The sequence below is a fragment of the Arthrobacter sp. MDT2-34-1 genome, from assembly GCF_059091365.1.
In genome coordinates, this window is record NZ_JBNHGO010000002.1 from 1 (window position 1) to 22,103 (window position 22,103).

At 67.1% G+C, this 22,103-nt stretch carries 19 protein-coding genes; 14 read left to right on the forward strand and 5 right to left on the reverse strand.

All coding sequences use genetic code 11. From position 1 onward, the window contains the following. The 3 genes from AC5RVV_RS10465 to AC5RVV_RS10475 form a co-directional block, all read left to right on the forward strand. Window positions 1-1,253: Ig-like domain repeat protein (locus tag AC5RVV_RS10465; RefSeq protein ID WP_494001332.1), on the forward strand; the 1,253-nt coding region annotated here is incomplete at its 5' end. A 191-nt stretch (window positions 1,254-1,444) separates the two neighbouring features. Next, window positions 1,445-3,226: an acetyl/propionyl/methylcrotonyl-CoA carboxylase subunit alpha gene (locus AC5RVV_RS10470; protein WP_494001333.1), complete on the forward strand. Its 1,782-nt coding sequence runs from the start codon at window positions 1,445-1,447 to the stop codon at window positions 3,224-3,226. Between the two features lie 180 nt (window positions 3,227-3,406). Continuing rightward, a complete protein-coding gene (locus tag AC5RVV_RS10475; protein ID WP_493977616.1) occupies window positions 3,407-3,676 on the forward strand; it encodes a GlsB/YeaQ/YmgE family stress response membrane protein in 270 nt (89 codons plus the stop codon). Between the two features lie 181 nt (window positions 3,677-3,857). Here the strand turns inward: AC5RVV_RS10475 and AC5RVV_RS10480 are convergent, their stop codons facing one another. Then, window positions 3,858-5,261, reverse strand: a complete 1,404-nt coding sequence (locus tag AC5RVV_RS10480; protein WP_494001334.1) for an MFS transporter — start codon at window positions 5,259-5,261, stop codon at window positions 3,858-3,860. A gap of 212 nt (window positions 5,262-5,473) precedes the next feature. Here AC5RVV_RS10480 and AC5RVV_RS10485 point away from each other — a divergent pair, with 212 nt between their 5' ends. Beyond that, window positions 5,474-6,328, forward strand: a complete 855-nt coding sequence (locus tag AC5RVV_RS10485; protein WP_494001335.1) for an alpha/beta fold hydrolase — start codon at window positions 5,474-5,476, stop codon at window positions 6,326-6,328. Between the two features lie 30 nt (window positions 6,329-6,358). Here the strand turns inward: AC5RVV_RS10485 and AC5RVV_RS10490 are convergent, their stop codons facing one another. Continuing rightward, window positions 6,359-7,051, reverse strand: coding sequence for a hypothetical protein (locus AC5RVV_RS10490; RefSeq protein ID WP_494001336.1), 693 nt, complete (start codon window positions 7,049-7,051; stop codon window positions 6,359-6,361). A 195-nt stretch (window positions 7,052-7,246) separates the two neighbouring features. Between AC5RVV_RS10490 and AC5RVV_RS10495 the strand changes: the two genes are divergently transcribed. From AC5RVV_RS10495 to AC5RVV_RS10510, 4 genes are all read left to right on the forward strand, one after another. Continuing rightward, on the forward strand, window positions 7,247-7,435 hold the full coding sequence (locus AC5RVV_RS10495; protein WP_494001337.1) for a hypothetical protein: 189 nt from the start codon (window positions 7,247-7,249) through the stop codon (window positions 7,433-7,435). A 69-nt stretch (window positions 7,436-7,504) separates the two neighbouring features. After that, window positions 7,505-7,828, forward strand: coding sequence for a hypothetical protein (locus AC5RVV_RS10500; RefSeq protein ID WP_494001338.1), 324 nt, complete (start codon window positions 7,505-7,507; stop codon window positions 7,826-7,828). A 30-nt stretch (window positions 7,829-7,858) separates the two neighbouring features. Further along, window positions 7,859-10,378, forward strand: coding sequence for a Tex family protein (locus AC5RVV_RS10505; RefSeq protein ID WP_494001339.1), 2,520 nt, complete (start codon window positions 7,859-7,861; stop codon window positions 10,376-10,378). Between the two features lie 471 nt (window positions 10,379-10,849). After that, on the forward strand, window positions 10,850-11,221 hold the full coding sequence (locus AC5RVV_RS10510) for an Hpt domain-containing protein (protein WP_494001340.1): 372 nt from the start codon (window positions 10,850-10,852) through the stop codon (window positions 11,219-11,221). 37 nt (window positions 11,222-11,258) lie between these two features. Here the strand turns inward: AC5RVV_RS10510 and AC5RVV_RS10515 are convergent, their stop codons facing one another. Next, window positions 11,259-12,239 (reverse strand): response regulator transcription factor, encoded by a 981-nt coding sequence (locus tag AC5RVV_RS10515; protein WP_494001341.1) that lies wholly within the window; start codon window positions 12,237-12,239, stop codon window positions 11,259-11,261. A gap of 126 nt (window positions 12,240-12,365) precedes the next feature. Beyond that, window positions 12,366-13,769 (reverse strand): NAD(P)H-quinone dehydrogenase, encoded by a 1,404-nt coding sequence (locus AC5RVV_RS10520; RefSeq protein ID WP_494001342.1) that lies wholly within the window; start codon window positions 13,767-13,769, stop codon window positions 12,366-12,368. 183 nt (window positions 13,770-13,952) lie between these two features. On the opposite strand from AC5RVV_RS10520, the gene AC5RVV_RS10525 reads away from it, so the two are divergent. The 6 genes from AC5RVV_RS10525 to AC5RVV_RS10550 all read left to right on the forward strand — a co-directional run bounded on the left by AC5RVV_RS10525 (window position 13,953) and on the right by AC5RVV_RS10550 (window position 20,273). Further along, complete coding sequence (locus AC5RVV_RS10525; RefSeq protein ID WP_494001343.1) at window positions 13,953-14,753, forward strand: purine-nucleoside phosphorylase; 801 nt, start codon at window positions 13,953-13,955, stop codon at window positions 14,751-14,753. A gap of 11 nt (window positions 14,754-14,764) precedes the next feature. Continuing rightward, a complete protein-coding gene (locus tag AC5RVV_RS10530; protein WP_494001344.1) occupies window positions 14,765-16,561 on the forward strand; it encodes a phospho-sugar mutase in 1,797 nt (598 codons plus the stop codon). A 382-nt stretch (window positions 16,562-16,943) separates the two neighbouring features. Beyond that, window positions 16,944-17,150 (forward strand): hypothetical protein, encoded by a 207-nt coding sequence (locus AC5RVV_RS10535; protein ID WP_494001345.1) that lies wholly within the window; start codon window positions 16,944-16,946, stop codon window positions 17,148-17,150. A 122-nt stretch (window positions 17,151-17,272) separates the two neighbouring features. Continuing rightward, a complete protein-coding gene (deoC, locus tag AC5RVV_RS10540; RefSeq protein WP_494001346.1) occupies window positions 17,273-17,995 on the forward strand; it encodes a deoxyribose-phosphate aldolase in 723 nt (240 codons plus the stop codon). A gap of 32 nt (window positions 17,996-18,027) precedes the next feature. After that, on the forward strand, window positions 18,028-18,255 hold the full coding sequence (locus AC5RVV_RS10545; protein ID WP_494001347.1) for a hypothetical protein: 228 nt from the start codon (window positions 18,028-18,030) through the stop codon (window positions 18,253-18,255). A gap of 302 nt (window positions 18,256-18,557) precedes the next feature. Then, window positions 18,558-20,273 carry a sensor histidine kinase gene (locus tag AC5RVV_RS10550; protein ID WP_494001348.1) on the forward strand — a complete coding sequence of 572 codons (1,716 nt, stop codon included), beginning with the start codon at window positions 18,558-18,560 and terminating at the stop codon, window positions 20,271-20,273. A 22-nt stretch (window positions 20,274-20,295) separates the two neighbouring features. Here AC5RVV_RS10550 and AC5RVV_RS10555 read toward each other — a convergent pair whose 3' ends face one another. Next, entirely contained in the window at window positions 20,296-21,810 is a 1,515-nt protein-coding gene (locus AC5RVV_RS10555; protein WP_494001349.1) for a M20/M25/M40 family metallo-hydrolase, read from the reverse strand. Window positions 21,811-22,103 lie beyond the last annotated feature (293 nt).

Here is a 22,103-nt window from a genome sequence, read left to right on the forward strand (position 1 = left end):
CAGCCACCGTCACCTGGCAGTGGCTGCGCGACGGCAAGGCCATCGACGGGGCGACCAAGGCGACCTACACCCTGGTCGGCGACGACGCCGGAAAGAACATCACCGTCACCGCCACCTACCAGGCCACCGGTTACACCGCCATCGCCAAGACCTCGGCCGAACGGACCATCAACAAACCGTTCGCCGATGTGGCTACCCCGACGATCAGCGGCTCCAAGACTCTGGGTGCCACACTGACGGTCAACGCTGGAAGTGCGTCACCGCAGGCGTCGAAGGTCACCTACCAGTGGCTCCGAGCCGGCAAGGTGATTACCGGTGCGACGGGCACTACCTACCAGCTGGTCCAAGCTGACGCCGGCACGAAGATCAGTGTCACGGCAACCCATGCCTTGACCGGCTATACGACGACGTCGAAAACCTCGGTCGCCGTCGCAACTGCCTTCGCCTTCGAGACTGCACCGACACCGACGATCAGCGGATCCAAGTCTCTTGGGGCCGTGTTGACCGCCACGGTCGGTGCCAGCAAGCCCGCCGCGTCATCTACCACCTACCAGTGGCTGCGTGATGGGAAGGCCATCGACAAGGCAACATCGTCGACGTACAAGCTGACGACGGCAGACGCGGCTGGGAAGATCAGCGTCACGGTGACAAGGGCTGCCAGCGGCTACGCAACTACGGCGAAGACCTCGTCTTCCGTTACCACCGCCTTCGCGTTTACTTCCGCCCCGGAGCCCACCATTTCTGGAACCAAGAAGGTCGGCTCTACGTTGACGGCGAATGCCTCGGCCAGCAAGCCGGTGGCGACGAAGGTGGCGTACCAGTGGCTGCGCGACGGGAAAGCAATCAGCAAGGCAACATCGTCAAAGTACAAGCTGACCGCAGCTGATGCCGGCAAGAAGATCAGCGTCAAGGTGACCCGTTCCGCAACGGGCTACGTAAACCAGGCGTCTACCTCTTCGACGGCGACTGTGGCCAAGGTGGCTTCCAAGGCGAGCGTTGCGGCGTCGTCGACGAAGGCGAAGACCGCCGTTTTGACCATCAAGGTCACGGCCAGTGGCTTCAAGAACCTGACTGGCACCGTAAGCGTCAAGGACGGCAGCAAGACCGTGGCAAAGAATGCCAAGGTCACGAACGGCCAGGTCAGCCTCACGCTGAAGAACCAGAAGAAGGGCAAGCACAAGTACACGGTTACCTACGGCGGAACATCCCAGGTCGCCGGAAGCACAACCACCAGGACGGTCACCGTGAAGTAGCCCTGCGGTCCCCGTACACCGAAAAGGCAGCGGGCGTTCCGATCTCCACCGGCCAGGTGGAGATCGGGCGCCCGCTGCTCCCTTTGTAGGACCCCTACAAAGAACCGCCCTCTCACACGCAGAAACGGCATGGTTCATGAGCGAATCCCGCAAAAGCAGGCTAGGCTCCTCAAGGATAGAAGGAGCTTTGAATGACCCAGCGCATCACCAAGGTACTGATCGCCAACCGTGGTGAAATTGCCGTTCGCATAGTCCGCGCCGCACGGGACGAAGGCATTGCCTCGGTCGCCGTCTACGCCGACCCGGACCGGGATGCCCTGCACGTCCGTCTGGCGGACGAAGCCTACGCACTCGGCGGGAGCACCGCCGCCGAGTCGTACCTGATGATGGACAAGCTCCTGCAGGTGGCCGAGGCCGCCGGTGCCGACGCCGTCCACCCCGGCTACGGTTTCCTGTCCGAGAACGCAGAGTTCGCGCAACGGGTCGTCGACGCCGGGCTGACCTGGATCGGCCCCTCCCCCGACGCCATCTCCCAACTGGGCGACAAGGTCCAGGCCCGGCACATCGCCGAACGGGTCGGCGCCCCCTTGGTGCCCGGCACGCCCGATCCGGTGGGCAGCGTGCAGGAAGTCCTGGACTTCGCCGACGCGCACGGCCTGCCGCTGGCCATCAAGGCGGCCTACGGCGGCGGCGGCCGCGGCATCAAGGTGGTCCGTGACCGCGAGGCCATCGCCGAGTCCTACGAGTCGGCGGTGCGCGAGGCCACGGCGGCGTTCGGGCGGGGCGAATGCTTCGTGGAGCGTTTCCTGGACTCGCCGCGGCACGTGGAAACCCAGTGCCTGGCCGACGCGCACGGCAACGTGGTGGTCATTTCGACCCGCGATTGTTCGCTGCAGCGCCGCAACCAGAAACTCGTGGAGGAGGCCCCGGCCCCGTTCCTGTCCCCCGAGCAGAACGAGCGCCTGTACACGGCTTCCAAGGCGATCATGCGCGAAGCCAGGTACCAGGGCGCCGGAACCTGCGAGTTCCTCGTCGGCCAGGACGGCACCATTTCCTTCCTCGAGGTCAACACCCGCCTGCAGGTGGAGCATCCCGTGTCCGAGGAAGTCACCGGCATTGACCTGGTCCGCGAACAGTTCCGCCTCGCCCGCGGCGAAGAGCTCGGTTATGACGACCCCGACGTGCGCGGGCACTCGTTCGAGTTCCGCATCAACGGCGAGGATGCCGGCCGCAACTTCATGCCGGCGCCCGGGACCGTGGAGAGCCTGCGCCTGCCCACCGGTCCGGGTGTCCGCGTGGATTCGGGCATCGAAGCCGGCGAAGTCATCGGCGGCAACTTCGACTCCATGTTGGCCAAGCTGATTGTCACCGGCAGCACGCGCACCCAGGCATTGGAGCGCGCCCGCCGCGCGTTGGACGAGATGGAAATCGGCGGCATGCCCACCGTGCTGCCGTTCCACCGCGCCGTGGTGGCCGACCCGGCCTTCGCCCCCGTGGAAGGGCCGTTCAGCATCCATACCCGCTGGATCGAAACCGAGTTCGTCAACGATATCCCGGCGTTCCAGTCCGTCCCGGCCGCGGGATCCGACGACGACGGCGAACGCCAGCGGGTGACCGTCGAGGTCGGGGGCAAGCGGCTGGAGGTCGTGCTCCCGGCCGGCCTGGGCGGCGGTACCGGCACGCCCGCCAAGTCCAACGGCAAGCCCAAGCGCGCCGGACGGGGCCGTTCCGGTTCCGCAGCCGGCGCCGCGACCGGCGGCGACGGGCTGGCCTCCCCGATGCAGGGGACCATCGTGAAGGTCGCCGTCGCCGAAGGCGACACGGTTGCGGAAGGCGATCTCGTCGTCGTACTGGAGGCGATGAAGATGGAGCAGCCGCTCACCGCGCACAAGTCCGGGACCATCCTGGGGCTGGCCGCCAAGCCCGGGGACACCGTTTCAGCCGGCGCCGTGCTGGCTACCATTGCGGATTAAGGCGCACACTTTTAAGGCCGGACTGTATCACTGGTTGTAGTCATGTCACGTTTTAGGTACCAAGTGGGCGCGGGAACTTACTAAGCACGCTGTCCATGCGGTAGCGTGATGCCTACCAAGGAGCAGAACCCGGCCTGACCGGGAGAATTGACGTAGCACCTAACAAAGGAGATGCACCTCATGAACTTCCTAGCATTCCTCTTACTTGGACTTATTGCAGGCGCCATTGCCAAGCTGATCCTTCCCGGACGGCAGGGCGGTGGCTGGATTGCGACGCTCGTCCTCGGTGTCATCGGTGCCCTCCTGGGCGGATGGATCGGCGGTGCTGTGATGGGCGCCGATATGAACGAATTCTTTAGCCTCGAATCGTGGATCTGGGCCATTATTGGCGCCCTGATCGTGCTGGTGATCTGGGGCTTCATCACGAAGAGGAGGAGCACAACCGCTTAATCTTGGCCGATTAAACTGCTCCTTTTAGTGGCATCTGGCCCGCCGCCCCTCCGGGGAGGGCGGGCCTTTTGCTTGCCCTGCAACCTTTTGCTTGCCCTGCAACGCGGCGGCACGCCAAGCCAAGCCATCAAAAAGACCCGCGGCCACTGCCGCGGGTCTTTCTGATCGTCCGGCTGGAAGGTCAGCTCGACTGGTTCTCGTAGTCCATGTCCTTGGTTTCCTTGGTCAGCAGCAGGGCGACCAGCGTCAGGACGGCGGCGCCACTGAGGTAGAGGCCCACCAGGACCGTGCTGCCCCCGGCGGCCTGCCACAGCGCGACGGCGATGAACGGAGCCACCGAAGCACCCAGGATCGAGGAGAAGTTGTAGGCCACGGCCGAGCCGGTGTAGCGCACGTTCGTCGGGAACAGCTCGGGCAGGATTGCACCCATCGGCCCGAAGGTCAGGCCCATCAGCGTGAAGCCGATGATCAGGTGCGCCATGGTGCCGGCGAAGCCGCCGGCGAAGAGCGGCACCCAGAGGAAGCCGAATGCCATGATGCCCAGGGATACCGCAATCAGCGTCTTCTTGCGGCCGTACTTTTCTGCCAGGGGGCCGGACACCAGGGTGAAGATGCCGAAGAACACCACGCCGATGATCAGCATCAGCAGGAAGTCGTTGCGGGCATAGCCCAGCCCGGCGGCAAAGGTGTCCGGATCGAACGGCTTTCCGGCGGCCTCGGCCGCGGCGGCGGCGTCCTCGGCGTTCGTTGCCGCCGTGCCGTAGGACAGCGTGAAGGTGGTCATCAGGTAGAACAGCACGTAGGTGGCCAGCATGATGAACGTACCCAGGATCAGCTGGCGCCAGCTGGTCTTGAAGACCCGGCCCAGCGGCAGCTTGGTGACCTCGCCCTTGTCCACGACCTTCTGGAAGGCGGGGGTTTCCACCAGCTTCAGGCGCACCCACAGGCCGATGATCACCATCACGGCGCTGGCCAGGAACGGAATGCGCCAGCCCCAGGCCATGAACTCTTCGTTGGCGAGGTTGATGCTCAGCACCAGGAACAGCGAATTGGCGATGATGAAGCCGATCGGGGCGCCCAACTGCGGGAAGGTGCCGTAGATGGCCCGCTTATTCGCCGGCGCATTCTCGGTGGCCAGGAGGGCGGCGCCGCTCCATTCGCCGCCGAGGGCCAAGCCCTGGGCGAAGCGCATGACCACCAGCAGGGCGGGTGCCCAGAAGGACCAGCCGTCAACCTGGGCGGTGGGCAGGCAGCCGATCAGGAAGGTGGCGATGCCCATGGTGAGCAAGGAGGCCACCAGCGTTCCCTTGCGGCCGAACTTGTCGCCGAAGTGTCCGAAAATAATGGACCCCAACGGGCGGGCGATGAAGGCCACGCCGAACACCGCGAACGAACTCAGCAGAGCGACGGCTCCGCTGGCATTCGGGAAGAACAGCGCCGGAAAGACAAGCACGGCGGCCGTGGCGTAGACGTAGAAGTCATAAAACTCGATGGACGTGCCAACAAGGCTGGCAACGATGACGCGGCCGCGGGAGTTCACCGGCGCGGCAGGCGCCCCCGCGGTAACTGATGCTGGTTTGGACATTGAAGTGTTGGCTTTCGCTCGAATGAATAACTTATGAATTCTAGTCAGATGTGTCCGCGATCCGGACAATTGTTTCAACATGTGGACAGCTGTGTTATGCGCACCGCCCTGCTCTTGCTGTTTCCCGGTGCGGACCACCGTGCTCGCCGCGGTCGCCATGCCGCCGTAGGCTGGGCGGACGGAAACACGCGGCGCTGCGAGGGAGGGCCCCGATGGAGGCCGATGAACGGCACGGGATGCTGGCGCGCCCCGATGCGACACTCGCCGTCTATACCTACGGCCCGCCGCACGGGCCCGGGAGGCCGGCCGTCCTGCTGATCCACGGCTACCCGGATGACCACTCGGTCTTCGACTCCGTCGCCGCCCACCTGAGCGCCGACAGCCACGTCATCTCCTATGACACCCGCAATGCCGGGGCGTCCCGAACCCCCATCGCCCGTCCCGGCGCCTACCGCCTGCCCGTCCTGGTGGACGATCTTTTTGCGGTGATCGATGCCTCCGGGGCAGAGGGCGTGCACCTCGTGGGACACGACTGGGGATCGATCCAAGGCTGGGCGGCGGCCCAGGATGCTCGTGCCGAGGGCCGGATTCTCAGCTTCACCAGCATTTCGGGACCGGACCTGGGCCATCTTCACCGCTGGTTCGGGCGCAGGCTGCGCAGGCCCGCGCTCTGGCCGCAGGCGGCAGGACAGGCCGTGCGCAGCCTGTACGTCGCCGGGTTCCAGTTGCCGGTACTGCCGGAACTTGCGTGGCGGACGCTCCTGACCCGTCCGTACGAGCGCTTCTCCGGCCGCAGGATCGGCGACAACGGTGTTCGCGGCCTCGCCCTGTACCGGGCAAACTGGTTCCGGCCCCAAACCCTGTCGGCCCGCTGCCGGGTTCCCGTGCAGGTGATAGTCCCGCGGCGGGACCCGTTCCTCTCGCCCCATCTGGTGGAGGGGCTGGAGGACTGGGTGCCGCGGCTGAGAATTGTTGAAGTGGATGCAGGCCATTGGTGGCCCGCGGAGGCCGGAGAAACAGCCGCACGGATGGTGAGGAACTGGATTGCGGACCTGCCGGGGGTTTGAGGTTCCGCCCGAAGCCGGTCCGCCTATCCCCTATCCCCGGGGGCGCGACCGGCGCGACACCGCGTAGGACGGCGCGCGCAGCTTCTCGATCCAACGGTAGGTATCCGCGTTTGGAAGCCGGTGCACGATCGGATCGAAACGCAGGCCTGTGTCTCCCCCGCCCTGCGCAAGCCGCAGCGTGAGGGTACCAAACCGGCGCCACGGGCCCCACGGCTGCGCGTGGGACAGCGAGAGCACCCAGTCCTCGCTGCCCAGCGCCCGTCGGAATCCCGCCGGATCAGCCGGAAGCGGCACGTTCGGCCGGATTGTGCGGGCTGCGAGCTGGACCGGGCCGTGTGCCCCTCGGTAGGGCATCACCGTGGTCAGCGCCGCAGCACGAACGTCCCGTCGAGGCTGGAGCAGGTACCTGCCGGCCCGGGAGGTACCGCTGGAAGCCAGCAGGATGTCGGCCTGTCCGTCCTCCGCGGTGACCCGCAGCGCGAGCCCGATAATGTCGGGGAGCCGCGACGGCAGGCCCGCTGACCTCGACAGCCGGGCCTCGACGTCGTTGTTCCCCGCTTCGTCCAGCCAGGAAATGCCACTGGCGAGGGAGTTCCCCGATCTCTCCAGCCGCCCTTCCAGATGGAGCCCGATCGGATGGATGGGCCGGGCCGGCCGCAGCCTCTTGAGCGCCGAGAAAACAAAGGCCAGACCACGACCGGCCGCCGTGCCAACATCCCGCATGCCCGCCGACTCCTCCCCCGTGAGGCCGCCCCGCTGCGCACCGCTTCCGGCATCTCTGTCAGTCAGCCGGCAAGCCATCCGAGCTTCGACCCCGCCATAGACAGCATACTGAGCATCAGCCTACTCTGATTGGCATCGGGCACAGTGCGGACTGCGCCAAACCGGGTCCGCCGCCCCTAGCGGGAGGAATTTATGATGAGCAGCGGCAACGAATATTCCGATTCCGGGGAAGAGGAAGCAACAGCTCCCGCAGATCCCGGGGCGGGCAACGAAAACAGCACGGAATCCGAGAAGCCGATGGAAACGTCCGGCCCCGATTCCAAGGATGTGCAGGGGGAAGCCGCAGCCGAAAATGCCAAGGAATCGGGCGGCTACGGCTACTGAAGCCGCCGGCGACCCCGGATCGAGACAGTTGCCGCCCGTACCGTCCGGGCCGGATGGCAGGCTTTCCGCATGAACAAAGTAGACGTCTTGACCGCCCGCAGGTACGCCCGGGATCGCGGCGAACCCGGCCCCCGCGCCGAAGGCCGCCCGCCCGGGGCCACTCGTGAGCCCTACGGCCGCGAACCGTATGTCCGCGTGCGCCATGAGGGGAAGACGTTCGACGCCAAGGCCATCTCCTGGGACCGGACCAGCGTGCAGGTGAAGTGGATGGATGCGCACGGATCCGCCCGTACCGCCTGGGTTCCCGGCAGCGAGGTCCGGCGCATTCACCGTGACGAGTCCAGCTGGCGCGACCCCTATGATGACTACGCCTTTTACTATCCCGGCGCCTAGGCCAAGCCTCGAATACGGCACAATGGATCGGTGACCGAATCATCCGCGCCTGCCCCGCCCGCCTCCGTTGCAAACCTGCCGCCTCTCGACCCGGCCGCGCTCAGTGCCCGGATCCATGCCCAGCTCGCCCGGGAGCTCGGCGTCCAAGCCTGGCAGGTCAAGGCCGCGGTGGAAATGCTCGACGGCGGTGCCACCGTCCCGTTCATCGCCCGGTACCGTAAAGAGGCCACCGGCACGCTTGATGACGCGCAGCTGCGTGATCTCGAGGAGCGGCTGCGCTACCTGCGGGAACTGGAAGACCGCCGTCGTGCCGTGCTGGAGGCCATCGCCGCGCAGGGCAAACTGACCGTCGAGCTGGAAGCGGCAGTCAACGGAGCCGAGACGAAGGCGCGGCTGGAGGACATCTACCTTCCGTACAAGTCCAAGCGGCGGAAGGCGCAGATCGCCCGGGAAGCAGGCCTGGAGCCGCTCGCCGATGGCCTCCTGGCCGACCCGTCCCAGGATCCGCTGGCAGCGGCGCGAGGGTTCCTCAATGCCGGGCACGCCATCAACGAGCCATCCGACGCCCTGGCCGGCGCCCGGGCGATTCTGGTGGAGCGGGTCAGCCAGGACGCCGACCTGGTCTCCGAGCTGCGCGAACGGCTGTGGCAGCAGGGCCTGGTGCGGGCCGAGGTCCGCGAGGGCCAGTCGGAAGCCGGCCAGAAGTTCGCCGACTACTTCGACTTCGCCCAGGACCCTGCCGGCCTGCCCTCGCACCGGGTGCTGGCACTGCTGCGGGGCGAGAAGGAAGGCGTGCTGAACCTTGATATCAGCGAAGGCAATCCGGCTGATCCGGAGGACTTCGCCGAGGCGCGCGGCCGGTTTGAGAACGCCGTGGCATCACGGATGGGCGTGGCCGACCGCGGGCGGCCGGCCGACCGCTGGCTCTTGCAAACGGCGCAGCTGGGCTGGCGGCGGATCCTGGTCAAGCTGGCCATCGACCTCCGCGTCCGCCTGTTCACGGCAGCCGAAGACGAAGCAGTACGGGTCTTCGCCGCCAATCTGCGGGACGTGCTGCTGGCCGCACCGGCCGGCAACCGGGCCACGTTGGGGCTGGACCCTGGGCTGCGCACGGGAGTGAAGGTCGCGGTCGTCGACGGAACCGGCAAGGTGGTGGCCACCGATACCATCTATCCGCATGCTCCGGCCAGGAAGTGGGACGACTCGCTCGCAGCCTTGGCCAGGCTCTCGGATCAGCACGCCGTCGAACTCGTAGCCATCGGCAACGGGACCGCTTCGCGGGAAACCGACAAGCTGGCCACCGAGCTGATCAAACTGATGGAGCCCGCCCGCAAACTGCAGAAGCTGGTGGTTTCGGAGGCAGGGGCGTCGGTCTACTCGGCCTCGGCGTTGGCCTCGGCGGAGCTGCCCGAACTGGATGTCTCGCTGCGCGGCGCGCTCTCGATCGCCCGCCGGCTGCAGGACCCGCTGGCCGAGCTGGTCAAGATCGACCCGAAGTCCATCGGGGTGGGGCAATACCAACACGACGTCACGGCCAGCAAGCTGGAGCGGTCCCTGGACGCGGTGGTCGAAGACTGTGTCAACGCGGTCGGGGTGGACCTGAACACCGCCTCCCCGTCGCTCCTCTCCCGCGTGGCCGGCCTCGGTACGCAGCTGAGCGAGAATATCGTGGCCTACCGCAATGCCAACGGCCCCTTCGCCAAGCGCTCCGAGCTGAAGAAGGTCCCGAGGCTGGGCGGGAAGGCATTCGAACAGTGCGCCGGATTCCTTCGCATTACCGGTGGTGCCGAGCCGCTCGATGCCTCCAGCGTGCACCCGGAGGCGTACGGCGTGGCCCGGAAAATCCTTGCCGCCGCCGGCACAACCGCCACGGCGGCGGGGCGGGGCGCCCAATCCCTGGCGGTGCTGGACCCGCAGCAGTTCGTCGACGAGCACTTTGGCCTTCCGACGGTAGTGGACATCATCACTGAACTGGAGAAACCGGGGCGCGACCCGCGCCCGAGCTTCACCACCGCCTCCTTCACCGAGGGCGTGGAAAAAATTTCCGACCTGATGCCGGGCATGGTGCTGGAAGGCACCGTAACCAACGTCGCCGCGTTCGGAGCCTTCGTCGACGTCGGCGTCCATCAGGACGGGCTGGTCCACATCTCCGCCATGTCGAACAAGTACGTCTCCGATCCCCATGACGTGGTCAAGTCCGGCCAGGTCGTGAAGGTCAAGGTGCTCGAAGCCGATCCCGAGCGCAAGCGCATCTCCCTGACGCTGCGGCTCGACGACGAGGCTCCCGTCGGCGAGCGGCGCCAGCCCGGGTCCGGCCACCAGGGCCCCGCGAGCGAAACCCGCAGCGGAAAGGGCGGGTCTCGTCCCGATGCCCGCGGTGGCACAACGGGGCGCGGCGACGGAGGGAAGCCCGGGCGGGGCGCCGGCCGGAGGCCGGGGCGCGGCGACGGCGGCAAGCCCGCACGCAGTGACGGCCGCACTCCGGGCCCGGGCGGCTCCGCCGACACGGCGATGGCCGAGGCGCTTCGGCGGGCGGGCCTGGGCAGCTAGCACAGCACAGAAACAGCCCCAGCACCTCCCTCGGGTCCGGAGCACTCCCTCCGGACGGACAAGGGCAGGGTACTGGGGCTGTTCCCACCGGATGGTGGACTAATGGAGCCTGTGCCTCCGGCCCCGGGCACGGGGCTTGAAACCACAGACAACACTGTGACCGATGCCGCTTAAGGGCGCGGAGGCTTTCGCTGAAGATTTGCTCAGCTTTGGCCTAAGGGGACCGCCAAGTCCGCGCGGAGGCTCTGCCCGATACCGGCGGCGCCGTGCACGTCACCTGTTCGGACCGCCCGGTGCGCCCCTCAATCGAGATTGGTGCTCAAGAGTTACCCAAGGTTGCGCCTGCACGCCTCGGCGGGCCCCAGCAGTCGCTTACGATGTAAGTAGTTCGAAGTCGCAACAAGTTTGAAAGGGGCGCCGCCCGATGCTACTTTCCGGGCAGTCCTCCGCATCCGGTCCCCAGGCGTTCTCGTGACGGCCATTTCGCCGGAAATTCCTCTGGTCTTAACGGCAGTACTGGAAAAACTGGCAACCGACCTCGACGACCACGACGGCAGCATGCGCCGCCGCTTCATCGGCAATTACGTGGGGCTGTGGGAACACCGCTTTGGAAGGGTCTCGAGCGCCATTCTCGCCCGGGACGCCGAAGACGCCATGGACGCGATCCTCAGTTTGAAGATCTCCAGCAGCATGGTGGGGGCCGGACGCCTTGGCCAGATGGCGGAACATCTCGAAGACCTGGTCAACGGGCGGCTCTTTGACGCCGCGACGGCTCTCTTGGACGAGCTGCGCACCTGCGGGATGACGACGACGTCACAGCTGCGCAGCCTGCATCTGCAGTAGCCCGCCCGTCAGGCGGGAAATGCGGGCCCGCGCGGCGTCACCGCTTCGGTGCCAGGCTGTAGCCAACCCCGCGCACTGTCTTGATCCAGCGCGGGGACTTGGTGTCATCCCCGAGCTTGCGGCGAAGGTTGGCCATGTGCACTTCGATCGTGCGTTCGTCGGAGTCCGAAATGTAGCCGCCGGTGTTGTAGGGCTCGTTGCGAAGCCGGCGGACCAGATCCGCCTTGGTCCGCACCACCCGGCCGCTTTCCATCAGGGCGTACAGCAGGTCGAATTCGCTGCGGGTCAGTTCCAGCTCGCGCCCGGACCGGATCACCGTGCGGGCACGGTGGTCCACCACGATGCCGTTGTGCTCCAGCACGCCGTCGCCGGCCGGGCTCGCCGCCCCGGCCGCGGCAGCCGCTGCCCCGGCGCCGGTCTCGGCTGCGAAGGCCGGTGCCCCGCCGCCTCCTGCGAGCGCCGCTGCCGAAACGGCACCGGACGTCGACAGCGACAGGCCGGGATGCCCTCCGGCACCCACCCCCGCTCCCTGCAGGACGGGTTCGGGCACCTGAGTTGCCGCAGCTGCGCCGGCCAGGGCCGGCCCCGTCGGGGCACCCCCGCGGGCCCCGACGTCCTCCGGCAGACCGCCGTCGTTGCCCTTTGTAGTACGCGGGCGACGCAGCATCGCGGTGATCCTGGCGCGCAGTTCCCGGGGGCGGAACGGCTTGGTGAGGTAGTCATCCGCGCCGGTCTCCAAGCCCAGCAGCGTGTCCAGTTCTTCGGCGCGCGCGGTGAGCATGATGATGTACGTGTCGCTGAAGCGGCGCACCTGGCGCGCGACCTCGAAGCCATCGATGTCCGGCAGGCCAAGGTCGAGGGTGACGACATCGGGGTTGTGGCGCTTGATGGCGGCAACGCCTTCCATCCCGGAGGAGGCGGTGTGCACCGTAAACCCGGAACTGGACAGGACCGTCGAGATCAACTCCCGGATGTCCAGGTCATCCTCCACAATGACGGCAGTGCGCTGCTCGCTCATCCTTATTCCCCCAACTGACTAACTTCGGTTCATCGTTTCATTACATGGCTATTCGATGATCATAGTCCCAGAAACTGACAATGTGGCGAAATAATCAGCGGGGAAATGACGGCAGAACGTGCCGCCCTAGAGATGCACGTGCAGCCGCCTCGCCGCCTCGGAAATGGAACCGGTCAGCGACGGGTACACCGTGAACGTGTTGGCGAGATCGTCCACGTGGAGTTTCTGGCTCACCGCCAGCGCGATGGGGAAGATCAGTTCGGAAGCCCGCGGGGCCACCACCACTCCCCCGATGACCGTGCCGGAACCGCGCCGGGCAATGATTTTCACGAAGCCGTCGGAGACGTTCATCATCTTGGCCCGCGCGTTGGTATTGAGCGAGAGTTTGATGATGTCGCCCTGGTACTTTCCGGCGGCGACTTCCTCCTCGGTCACCCCCACGGTGGCGATCTCCGGGCTGGTGAAGATATTGGACGCCACCTGCTTGAGCTTCAGCGGCTTGACGTAATCGCCCAGCAGGTGGGCCACGGCGATGCGGCCTTGCATCGCGGCCACCGAGGCCAAAGCCAGCACGCCGGTGCAGTCGCCGGCAGCATAGATGTTCGACGCGGTGGTGCGCGAGACGCCGTCCACCTTGATGTGCCCGCCCTCGGTCAGGGCCACCCCGGCCTCTTCGAGCCCGATGCCGGCGGTGTTGGGAACGCCGCCCACGGCCAGCAGGCAGTGCGAGCCCTCGACCACCCGGCCGTCGGCCAAGGTGACCAGCACGCCGTCGTCCGTTCGTTCCACGCTGGCGGCGCGGGACTTGGACAGCACGGTCATGCCGCTGCGGGCGAAAACGTCTTCGAGCACCTCGGCGGCGTCGGCGTCTTCGCCCGGCAGCACGCGGTCCCGCGAGGAGACCAGGGTGACCTTGGTGCCAAGCATGCGGTAGGCAGAGGCGAACTCGGCTCCCGTCACGCCCGAACCGACCACGATCAGGTGCTCCGGGATCTCGGTGAGGTTGTAAACCTGCGTCCAGTTGAAGATGCGTTCACCGTCCGGCTTGGCCGTGGACAGTTCGCGGGGCGTGGCGCCGGTGGCCACCAGGATGGCATCCGCTGCAATCGTCTCGGTCCCCGTCTCCGTCGACACCGAGATGGTGTTCGGGCCGGAGAGCTTGCCTTCGCCCAGGATGACGCGCACTCCGGCACGCTCCAACCCGCGGTGGATGTCCGCCGACTGGCTCTCGGCCAGCTTCAGCAGGCGGTCGTTGACCGTGCGCAGATCGGCGTAGGCGGCGTTGGAGTCCTCATCGAAGCGGACCCCGAGGTCGTGGGCACTCGCGACCCGCCGCATGGCATCGGCGGTCGCAATCAGGGTCTTGGACGGCACCACATCGGTCAGCACGGCGGAACCGCCGAGGCCCTTGCGTTCGATGATGGTCACCTTGGCGCCGAGCGAGTTGGCCACCATGGCCGCCTCATACCCGCCGGGGCCCCCGCCCAGGATCGCCAGACGCGGGGCACTGAAATCTATTTGGCTAGTCACGGACTTCATTCTGTCGCATGCCCCGCAACGCCTCAACCTGCCGGCAGGCGTGGAGCAGGCGCCCGCTGCCCGCGCACCGGCTGCCGCCGGTACCCGCGCGGAGATCCCCAATGCCAGGAACGACGACGACGCAGCCCGCCCGACGCTTTCAGCAGCAGTTCGGCAGCGGGTAGGTTAGGTGCTGTGACTACAGACCCCTTTGAACTGGCCGCCGAGGCAGCCGCTTCCCTCGCCCGCCAGACCGGTGTCCCCAACCATGACGTCGCGCTGGTACTCGGCTCCGGCTGGGGCGAGGCCGCCGACCTCATCGGAGAGACGACCCACTCGATCCCGGCCACGGACATTCCCGGGTTCTCCGCCCCGGCAGTCGAAGGCCACGTCGGCACCATCCGCTCCGTCCGGACGCCCGACGGCAAGCGCGTGCTGGTGCTGGGCGCCCGCACCCACTACTACGAGGGCAAGGGCGTACGCTCGGTCGTCCACGGCGTCCGGACTGCGGCGGCGGCCGGGTGCAGGACGCTGGTGCTGACCAACGGCTGCGGCGGACTGAACCCGGCCTGGGCGCCGGGCACGCCGGTGCTGATCAGCGACCACATCAACCTCACCGCCGCCTCCCCGCTGGAAGGCGCAACCTTCGTTGACCTGACCGACCTCTATTCGGGACGACTGCGCACCCTGGCCCGGGAGGTGGATCCCAGCCTGGACGAAGGCGTATACGCACAATTCCCCGGCCCCCACTACGAGACTCCGGCCGAGGTGCAGTACGCCAAGCGGATCGGCGCCGACCTGGTCGGCATGTCCACGGCGTTGGAGGCCATCGCCGCGCGCCACGCCGGCATGGAGGTTTTCGGAATCTCGCTGGTGACCAACCTTGCGGCCGGCATCAGCAACGTTCCGCTCAGCCACGCCGAGGTCATCGAGGCGGGGCGGGCCGCGGGGCCGCGGATCTCGCGGCTGCTGGCCGGAATTGTCGCCAAGCTGTGAACGGGAGCGACATGGCCGCAACGCCCGAGGAGCTGAAGGCCGCGGCCGAGGCCTGGCTGGAGGCCGATCCGGACGAGCAGACGCGCCGGGAATTGCAAGACCTGCTGGCAGCGGCCGAGGGCGGCGCGCCGGAAGCCGCCGCGGCACGGGCCGAACTTGCGGACAGGTTTTCCGAAACCTTGGCCTTCGGTACCGCCGGGTTGCGGGCCTCGCTCGGCGCCGGGCCCTTCCGGATGAACCGCGTCGTGGTGCGCCGGACGGCCGCCGGCCTGGCCCGCTTCCTGCTGGACACCGCCGCCGGCGCCTATGCGCCGCGCGCGGTGATCGGCTACGACGCACGCCGGAACTCGGATGTCTTCGCCGCCGAGTCCGCGGCCGTCTTCACTGCCGCCGGCATCGAGACGTTCCTGATGCCTTCCGCCCTGCCAACGCCGGTGCTGGCGTACGCCGTTCGGGCGCTGGGATGCGAAGCGGGCGTGATGGTCACCGCCAGCCACAATCCCGCGCAAGACAACGGGTACAAGGTCTACCTGGGCGGACGTGCCGTGGACGAAGGCGGCCGCGGAGCGCAGATTGTGGCACCCTACGACGCCGATATCGCCGCCCGCATTGACTACGCCCCGCCGCTGGACTCCATCCCGCTGGCCGAGGAAGGCTGGAACGTCCTCCCGGAGGGCATCGCCAAAGACTACGTCGCTGCGGTCACCGCGCTGACCGACCCGCGGCTGTTCCCGCAGCGGGACCTGAGGATCGTGCTCACGCCGATGCACGGCGTCGGCGGAGCGACCATGCGGGCGGTCTTTGAGCAGGCCGGGTTCACCGACGTGACGCTGGTGGCCGTCCAGGCGGAGCCGGATCCCGACTTCCCGACCGTGGCCTTCCCCAACCCGGAGGAAGCCGGAGCGATCGACCTGGCCCTGGAGACGGCAGCGGAAATCGACGCGGACCTGGTCATTGCCAATGATCCCGACGCCGACCGCGCGGCGCTGGCTGCCAAGGACCCGTTGACCGGCGTGTGGAGGATGCTCCGCGGCGACGAGGCCGGTGCGCTGCTCGGCGCGCACATGGCGGCTCGTTTCGAAGGCCAGGACCGGCTGCGCGCGGACCAGGACGCCTCACCCGATCCGATCGATGCAGGTGCGGGCGAGAGCCCGGCTGCGTCCCGGGTCTTCGCCAACTCGATCGTCTCTTCCCGGCTGCTGGGCAAGATCGCGGCCGACGCAGGGGTAGCCCACGTGGAGACACTGACCGGCTTCAAGTGGATTTCCCGCGTCTCCGGCCTGGCCTACGGGTATGAGGAGGCCTTGGGGTATTGCGTGGCACCGCACCTGGTCCGAGACAAGGACGGGATGTCCGCCGCCCTGCTGCTCGCCGAGCTCGCCGCCGACGTCAAAGCCGCCGGCCGGACAATCTTCGACGTCCTCGATGACCTCGCGCTGAAGTACGGGCTCCACGCTACGGACCAGCTGAGCATCAGGGTGGACAACCTCGCCCTGATGGGAACGATGATGTACCGGCTCCGGGAGCGGCCGCCGTCGTCGCTGGCCGGATCCCCGGTGGTGACGAGCACGGACTTGTCCCTCGGCAGCGAAGCGTTGCCGCCGACCGACGGGCTGCTGTTTCTGGGCCAGGACGATACCCGCGTCATCGTGCGGCCGAGCGGCACGGAGCCCAAGCTCAAGTGCTACCTGGAGGTCATCCGGCCGGTTGCCGGCGTGGACCGGCTGGCGGAGGAACGCGCGGAAGCGGCCCGGCTGCTGGAGGCCATCAAAACCGACCTCCGCACCAGCCTCGGGATTCCCGGATAACCGGAGCAGATCACCGCCGCCCGAAAACCACTGGAACTTCATCCGTGTGGACTGGGCGCAGCTCAGCCGGCCTCACGAATTCCGGGGCAGGATCGTCGAGGCCATGGCACGCGCCGCCAGCAGAACCTCCGCCCTGAAACATCGCCCCACGGCCGCCTGGCGGGACACGCTCCCCACCGCCGCCCGGAATTGTTCGGCGGGCGAGGCACAGCAGAGCGGAGCTTAAACCCGGCGGGCGCGGGCCGAACAAACCCGCTGGCCGAGGCGCCGGCCGGCCCGGGCGCCCTCCGCGGGAAGGGCCGGGCCGGAGGGGGCACAACCTCCGCTGATTGATCACCTTCCGCACCTTTTCGACGCCGGAGCCATGTGGGACGATGCAGCCATGGGCATCGAAGAACAGCTGCCCCGTTCCGCAGGGGCGAGGCATCAAAGCCCTGACGAAGAGCCGGCGCACAAGGCCTCGGAGGAGCACATTCCGGCCGACGACCCCCGGGCCATCGCGCGCCGCCGGCAGGAGGCCGAGGAGAAGCTTGAGGAGCACCGCCGTGCGGCCGAGGAAGAGGGCCACTCCACTGGCGGCCCGCACTGACTCCTGCCCGGTCCGGCAACGCTCCCGGCGGCCGTGCTGGCCGGTGCGCCGGTCCTGTGGCCGCCTGACCGGTATGCAAGGATAGAAGTTCCTTCGAACCCCAGCAGATGAAAGGGATGGCCATGTCTGAAGACATCACATCCGGATCCGCTCCGAGCGCGACCTATCACGATCCGACGTCGATCGCTTCGGTCATCGACCACACGCTGCTGAAGCCGGAAGCTTCCCGCGAAGACATCCTCAAGGTCTGCCGGGAGGCGGTCGAGTACCGCTTTGCCGCCGTGTGTGCGAATCCTGTCTGGACGGCGTTGGTCCACAGCACGCTAAAGGGCTCCGGGGTCAAGACCTGCGCGGTCGTCGGTTTCCCGTTCGGCGCCACTCCCACCGATGTGAAGGTACACGAGGCCCGCGGCGCCACCCTGGACGGCGCCGACGAAATCGACATGGTGATCAATATCGCCGCGGCCCGGGCCAAGGACCGCGCCGCGATCATCGATGACATCGCGGCGGTGGCCGAAGCCGTCCACGCCGGCGGAGCCATCCTCAAAGTCATCCTGGAAACCCATTTCCTGACCGACGAGCAAAAGCGGATGGTCTGCGAAGCCGCCGCCGAGGCCGGGGCGGACTTCGTCAAGACTTCCACCGGCTTCAGCGGTGGCGGCGCCACCGTCGAGGACATCGCCCTGATGCGGGACGCCGTCGGGGCGCGCCTGGGCGTGAAGGCCTCGGGCGGCGTGCGATCCCTCGACGACGCGCGCGCCATGCTCCGCGCCGGCGCAACACGAATTGGCGCCAGCTCATCAGTGGCTATTGTTAAAGGCGAGCAAGCCGCCGGCGGCTACTGACGCCGCATCGCACTATTGAGGAGAAACACCCCATGGCCCACCCCAAGCAGCGCACCCATTCGGGCGAGGGACACCTGGTCGGCAATCTGGTCACCTTCGCGGTCATCATGCTGATGTTCTTCGGTTCCCTGTACGCCTTCAGCCTGGAGCCGGTCATCGGCCCCATCCCGGCCTTCGCCATCGGGCTCGGCCTGTTCACGCTGGCGTTCTTCATTCCCAAGCAGTTCCTGGGCCGTTCCGACACGCACCACAACGCCTGACGTTTTTCGCGGGCTATCGCGGGCGCTCAGCCAGGAGGCAGGCAGGTCCTGTTTCCCATGGCGGGGCGCCCTGCGCAGTTAAGGGCAAACCCGCCCCGGGCCCGAACGGAACCGGCGCGCAGCGGACTAATCCGCCAACCCGTCTGCGCCACACCCAACCCGCACCGCTGCGACTTGCGTCACAGACCGCATAGTTCCACGGCGCGGGCCAACACGCGTGCCATACTGAACCAGTCATGGCCAGCCCGGCTCCGCAACGCAACCGACAACGAGGGCTGCCCGGAGTAAGGGGACCTTCGATCATGTCTGCCGCACCAAGCCCGTTGTCGTCCTGGCTGACCGGACGCCGTCAGTTCCATGAGCTGCCCCTGCGCGCACGCGTTTTCCTCAGCCACCTGCCGCTCTGCATTTCGGTGACGCTGACGGCGGTGATCGCCGCCGCATTCTTCCCCCAACTGCTGGGCAACGCGCAATTCACCGGCGGACTCATCGGCATTGCCGTGTTGTGGATCCTCGGCGCCGCCATCCCGTGGGACCGGCTGCCCTATCCGTCGTACTGGGTGATCCCGCTGCTGGATTTCGTCGCCATCGGGGCCCTTCACCAGGGCGCCGGGACAGAACTGGCCGGCGTGGCCCTGTTGGCGGTTTTCCCGGTGTTCTGGATGGCCTGGTCGGAGATCGCCCCCGCCGCCGCGCGCATCGTCAGCTTCGCCGCGCCGCTGCTTATCGTCTGGATTCCGGTGTTCACCGGCCCGGAGCCGGTAACTCCGGAAACCCTGTTTGGCCCGATCCTGATCCCCATCGTGACCCTGGGGGTCTCCATCACCGCGTCCGTTTTCTCCTTGAGCATGACGGCGCAGCAGCAAGCCCTGGCCGGCAAAGACCGCGAACTGCGGGCCTTGCTGGACGAAAGCAAGGTCCATGTGCGGCGGCTGGACACCGTCCTGAACGCCGTCGCGGTGGGGGTGCTCGTCACCGATGCAGACGGCCGTGACATCCTGAGCAACGTGCAACAGGATCGGGACCGTTTGCTGGCCATGCCCCAAGGCATCGACAATCCGGACGAGGCCGATTTGCTGGTCTTCGAACCGGACCGGGTGACCCCGGTGGTCCCCGAAGACCGCCCCATTCGCCGTGCCATTCAGGGAGAGTCTTTTTCCGACCGGCTGGTGTGGATCGGCGACGGAGACAGGCAACGCGCCATGTTGTGCACGGCACGCCCGATGCAGAATGACCTCGGCCAGTTCGACGGCACCGTGATGGCCTTCAGCGACGTCACCGACCTGGTCAATGCATTGACGGTGAAGGAAGAGTTCGTCGCCGGCGTCTCCCACGAGCTCCGCACTCCCCTGACGTCCATCATGGGCTACCTGGACCTCGCGCTCGAGGACGCCGACCAACTGCCGCAACACGTAGCCGCTTCCCTCGGCATCGCCATGCGCAATTCCGAACGCCTCCTGCAACTGGTGGAAGACCTGCTCGTCACCGCCTCCGGCACGCTGAGCATCGAGCCCCGCCGCACGGCGCTGGCCGACCTCGTCGCCACCAGCGTTGCGTCGGCCATGCCGCGGGCAGAACATGCGGGCGTGGAGTTGGCCGTCGACGCCGCCGACGGGCTGGAGGCAGAGATCGATCCCAACCGGATGTGTCAGGTACTGGACAACTTGCTGTCCAATGCCATCAAGTATTCGCCCGACGGCGGCCGGGTCACGGTACGGACGCTGGCCGCCGACGGCGCCGTCCTCCTGGAGGTCAGCGACACCGGGATGGGTATGTCGGAAGCGGATCAGGCGGACATCTTCACCAAGTTCTTCCGCACCAGTTCCGTCCGTCAGGCGGCCATTCCCGGGCTGGGGTTGGGGCTGGCCATCAGCAAGTCGATCGTGGAAGCACACGGCGGCACGCTGACCTTCACGAGCGTCCTGGGAGCGGGCACGACCTTCAGCGTGTCAATCCCGCAGCGCAGCGAAGAGGGAGGCCGTCCGGAGACGGCCTCCCTGGGCCAGCTGCTGCCTTAGGAGTCAGCGCCGGTCCGGTGGGTTAGCGAATGGCGTGCGGCCCCTTGAACGGCATCTTGGTGCTGCCCGTTCCCTTGCCCTTGGCCGTGCCGTTGACCGCTGAGGTCGTTTCGGCGAAGGTCAGCGTGGCATGCGCAATCGCATCAGCCATCTGGTCGAGTACCACAAGGTCCACATTGGCAAGCGTGTCGCAGGCCTCGTGGTAGCAGGGATCGTAGGCCACGCCCGCGGTGCCGCCGTAGATTGCCGCCTGCTCTTCGGTCTTGATTTCCTCGGCACCGGTGAACAGGCCGCCGGCGGGAATGCCGTTGTTGATGAAGCCGAAGTAGTCCGAGCGCCCGTCGAACGCCGTCGGTTCCGTGGCGAGTCCCTGCGAAGCGAAGTAGTCCTCGAAGACGCGCTCGATGGTATCCGAACCCTTCGGCCCGGTCAGCCCAAACGCGTCGCCGTTGCCGTCGTAAACAAAGCGAACGGCATTGGGCGAACCGACCATGTCGAAATTCAGGTTGAGCGCATGCTGCTTGATCTCGCGCTTGCTCAACTGGGACACGTAGTAGTCGGAGCCGAGCAGCCCATCCTCTTCACCGCCCCAGAATGCGAACCGCACCCGGTTTTCCGGGGCGTCACCCGATGCCGCAATCTGAAGCGCCGTTTCCAGGATCGCCGCGCTGCCGGAACCGTTGTCGTTGATGCCCGGACCCTCCGATACCGAATCCAGGTGCGCACCGACGACGACGGTGCGGTCCTCGCGCCCGGCCGTGTCGGCGAGGATGTTAAACGTCTCCGTTACGACGATCTCGGCGTCCACCGCGATCCGCAGTTCCAGGCCGGCGGTCCCGGCGAGCTCGGCCCCCAGGTCGAAGCTGGTGCTGACGGCCGGGATGGCTTGCGGCGTCCCCAACGTGCCGCCGAACAGGTCCGTCCGGTCCGGTGTTCCTCCGTTGCCCTGGTTGAAGATGACCACGCCGGCGGCGCCTGCTGCCGCGGCATTCGAGACCTTCGTGGCGAAATCGCACGTACCGCGCTGGATCAGGGCGATGTTGCCGGCGGGGAAGCTTGCGAAGTCGGTCGCCTCGCAGCCGCTGGTGGATGCCCTGTCGCCGGCGAGGTTGATATCCACCGCGGTCACGGGTGCCGTGACGTCGCCGGAGGCAGAGTAGTCCATGGCCAGGAACTCCTCCCCTGCCGCGTACGCCGTCGGCGTCGGGGCGACCTGCTCGAACTCTGCGCCGTGGAGCACGAACCGTTCGTAGGAGAACGCCTGCCGAATGGGCGTATAGCCGGCGGCCGACAATTGGGCCTCGATGTATTGGGCCGATGCCTCGTAGCCCGCCGTGCCCGCAGCGCGGTTGCCGCCGTTGGCATTGGCCGCGTCCTGCAGGGCCTGCAAGTGGCTGACGATGTTCTCGACGGTGACCGCGTCCCGCAGGGTGCTGGTGTCTGTCCCGATAGCGGCTTGGGCGGGCAACCCGGTTCCGAACGCCAATGCGGTGGCGGCAGCGATGGCCGCACCCCGCCTGAAACTGTGGGTCTGCATGCTGGTTCCTCCATGAGGTGTGGATGAAAGAATCCCGCTGTCCCCGCAGCAGGATCCTGCCCGGAAGCTACCCCATGGCACCGGAAAGCGACAGAGCCAGCTCGTGATATCTCTCACAAACACCTGAAAGAACCATTTCAACCTTGCAATTGCCGGTCTCCGGGTCGCTGAGGGACCCGGGGACCGGCCCGCAACGCCCGTGCCGGAGCCGCTACGCGCCCGAGCTTGGTGGCGCACCGGTACCATGGGCCTTCGGCCGCCTGCGCATCGGCGCGCGGCCGCCCACACCGGAG

What these genes read in the sequence shown, in the direction of transcription:
- AC5RVV_RS10470 (WP_494001333.1), top strand. Translation starts at nt 1,445, where the DNA reads ATGACCCAGCGCATCACCAAGGTACTGATCGCCAACCGTGGTGAAATT.
- AC5RVV_RS10475 (WP_493977616.1), top strand. Translation starts at nt 3,407, where the DNA reads ATGAACTTCCTAGCATTCCTCTTACTTGGACTTATTGCAGGCGCCATT.
- AC5RVV_RS10480 (WP_494001334.1), bottom strand. Translation starts at nt 5,261, where the DNA reads ATGTCCAAACCAGCATCAGTTACCGCGGGGGCGCCTGCCGCGCCGGTG.
- AC5RVV_RS10485 (WP_494001335.1), top strand. Translation starts at nt 5,474, where the DNA reads ATGGAGGCCGATGAACGGCACGGGATGCTGGCGCGCCCCGATGCGACA.
- AC5RVV_RS10490 (WP_494001336.1), bottom strand. Translation starts at nt 7,051, where the DNA reads ATGCGGGATGTTGGCACGGCGGCCGGTCGTGGTCTGGCCTTTGTTTTC.
- AC5RVV_RS10495 (WP_494001337.1), top strand. Translation starts at nt 7,247, where the DNA reads ATGAGCAGCGGCAACGAATATTCCGATTCCGGGGAAGAGGAAGCAACA.
- AC5RVV_RS10500 (WP_494001338.1), top strand. Translation starts at nt 7,505, where the DNA reads ATGAACAAAGTAGACGTCTTGACCGCCCGCAGGTACGCCCGGGATCGC.
- AC5RVV_RS10515 (WP_494001341.1), bottom strand. Translation starts at nt 12,239, where the DNA reads ATGAGCGAGCAGCGCACTGCCGTCATTGTGGAGGATGACCTGGACATC.
- AC5RVV_RS10530 (WP_494001344.1), top strand. Translation starts at nt 14,765, where the DNA reads ATGGCCGCAACGCCCGAGGAGCTGAAGGCCGCGGCCGAGGCCTGGCTG.
- AC5RVV_RS10535 (WP_494001345.1), top strand. Translation starts at nt 16,944, where the DNA reads ATGGGCATCGAAGAACAGCTGCCCCGTTCCGCAGGGGCGAGGCATCAA.
- deoC (WP_494001346.1), top strand. Translation starts at nt 17,273, where the DNA reads ATGTCTGAAGACATCACATCCGGATCCGCTCCGAGCGCGACCTATCAC.
- AC5RVV_RS10545 (WP_494001347.1), top strand. Translation starts at nt 18,028, where the DNA reads ATGGCCCACCCCAAGCAGCGCACCCATTCGGGCGAGGGACACCTGGTC.
- AC5RVV_RS10550 (WP_494001348.1), top strand. Translation starts at nt 18,558, where the DNA reads ATGTCTGCCGCACCAAGCCCGTTGTCGTCCTGGCTGACCGGACGCCGT.
- AC5RVV_RS10555 (WP_494001349.1), bottom strand. Translation starts at nt 21,810, where the DNA reads ATGCAGACCCACAGTTTCAGGCGGGGTGCGGCCATCGCTGCCGCCACC.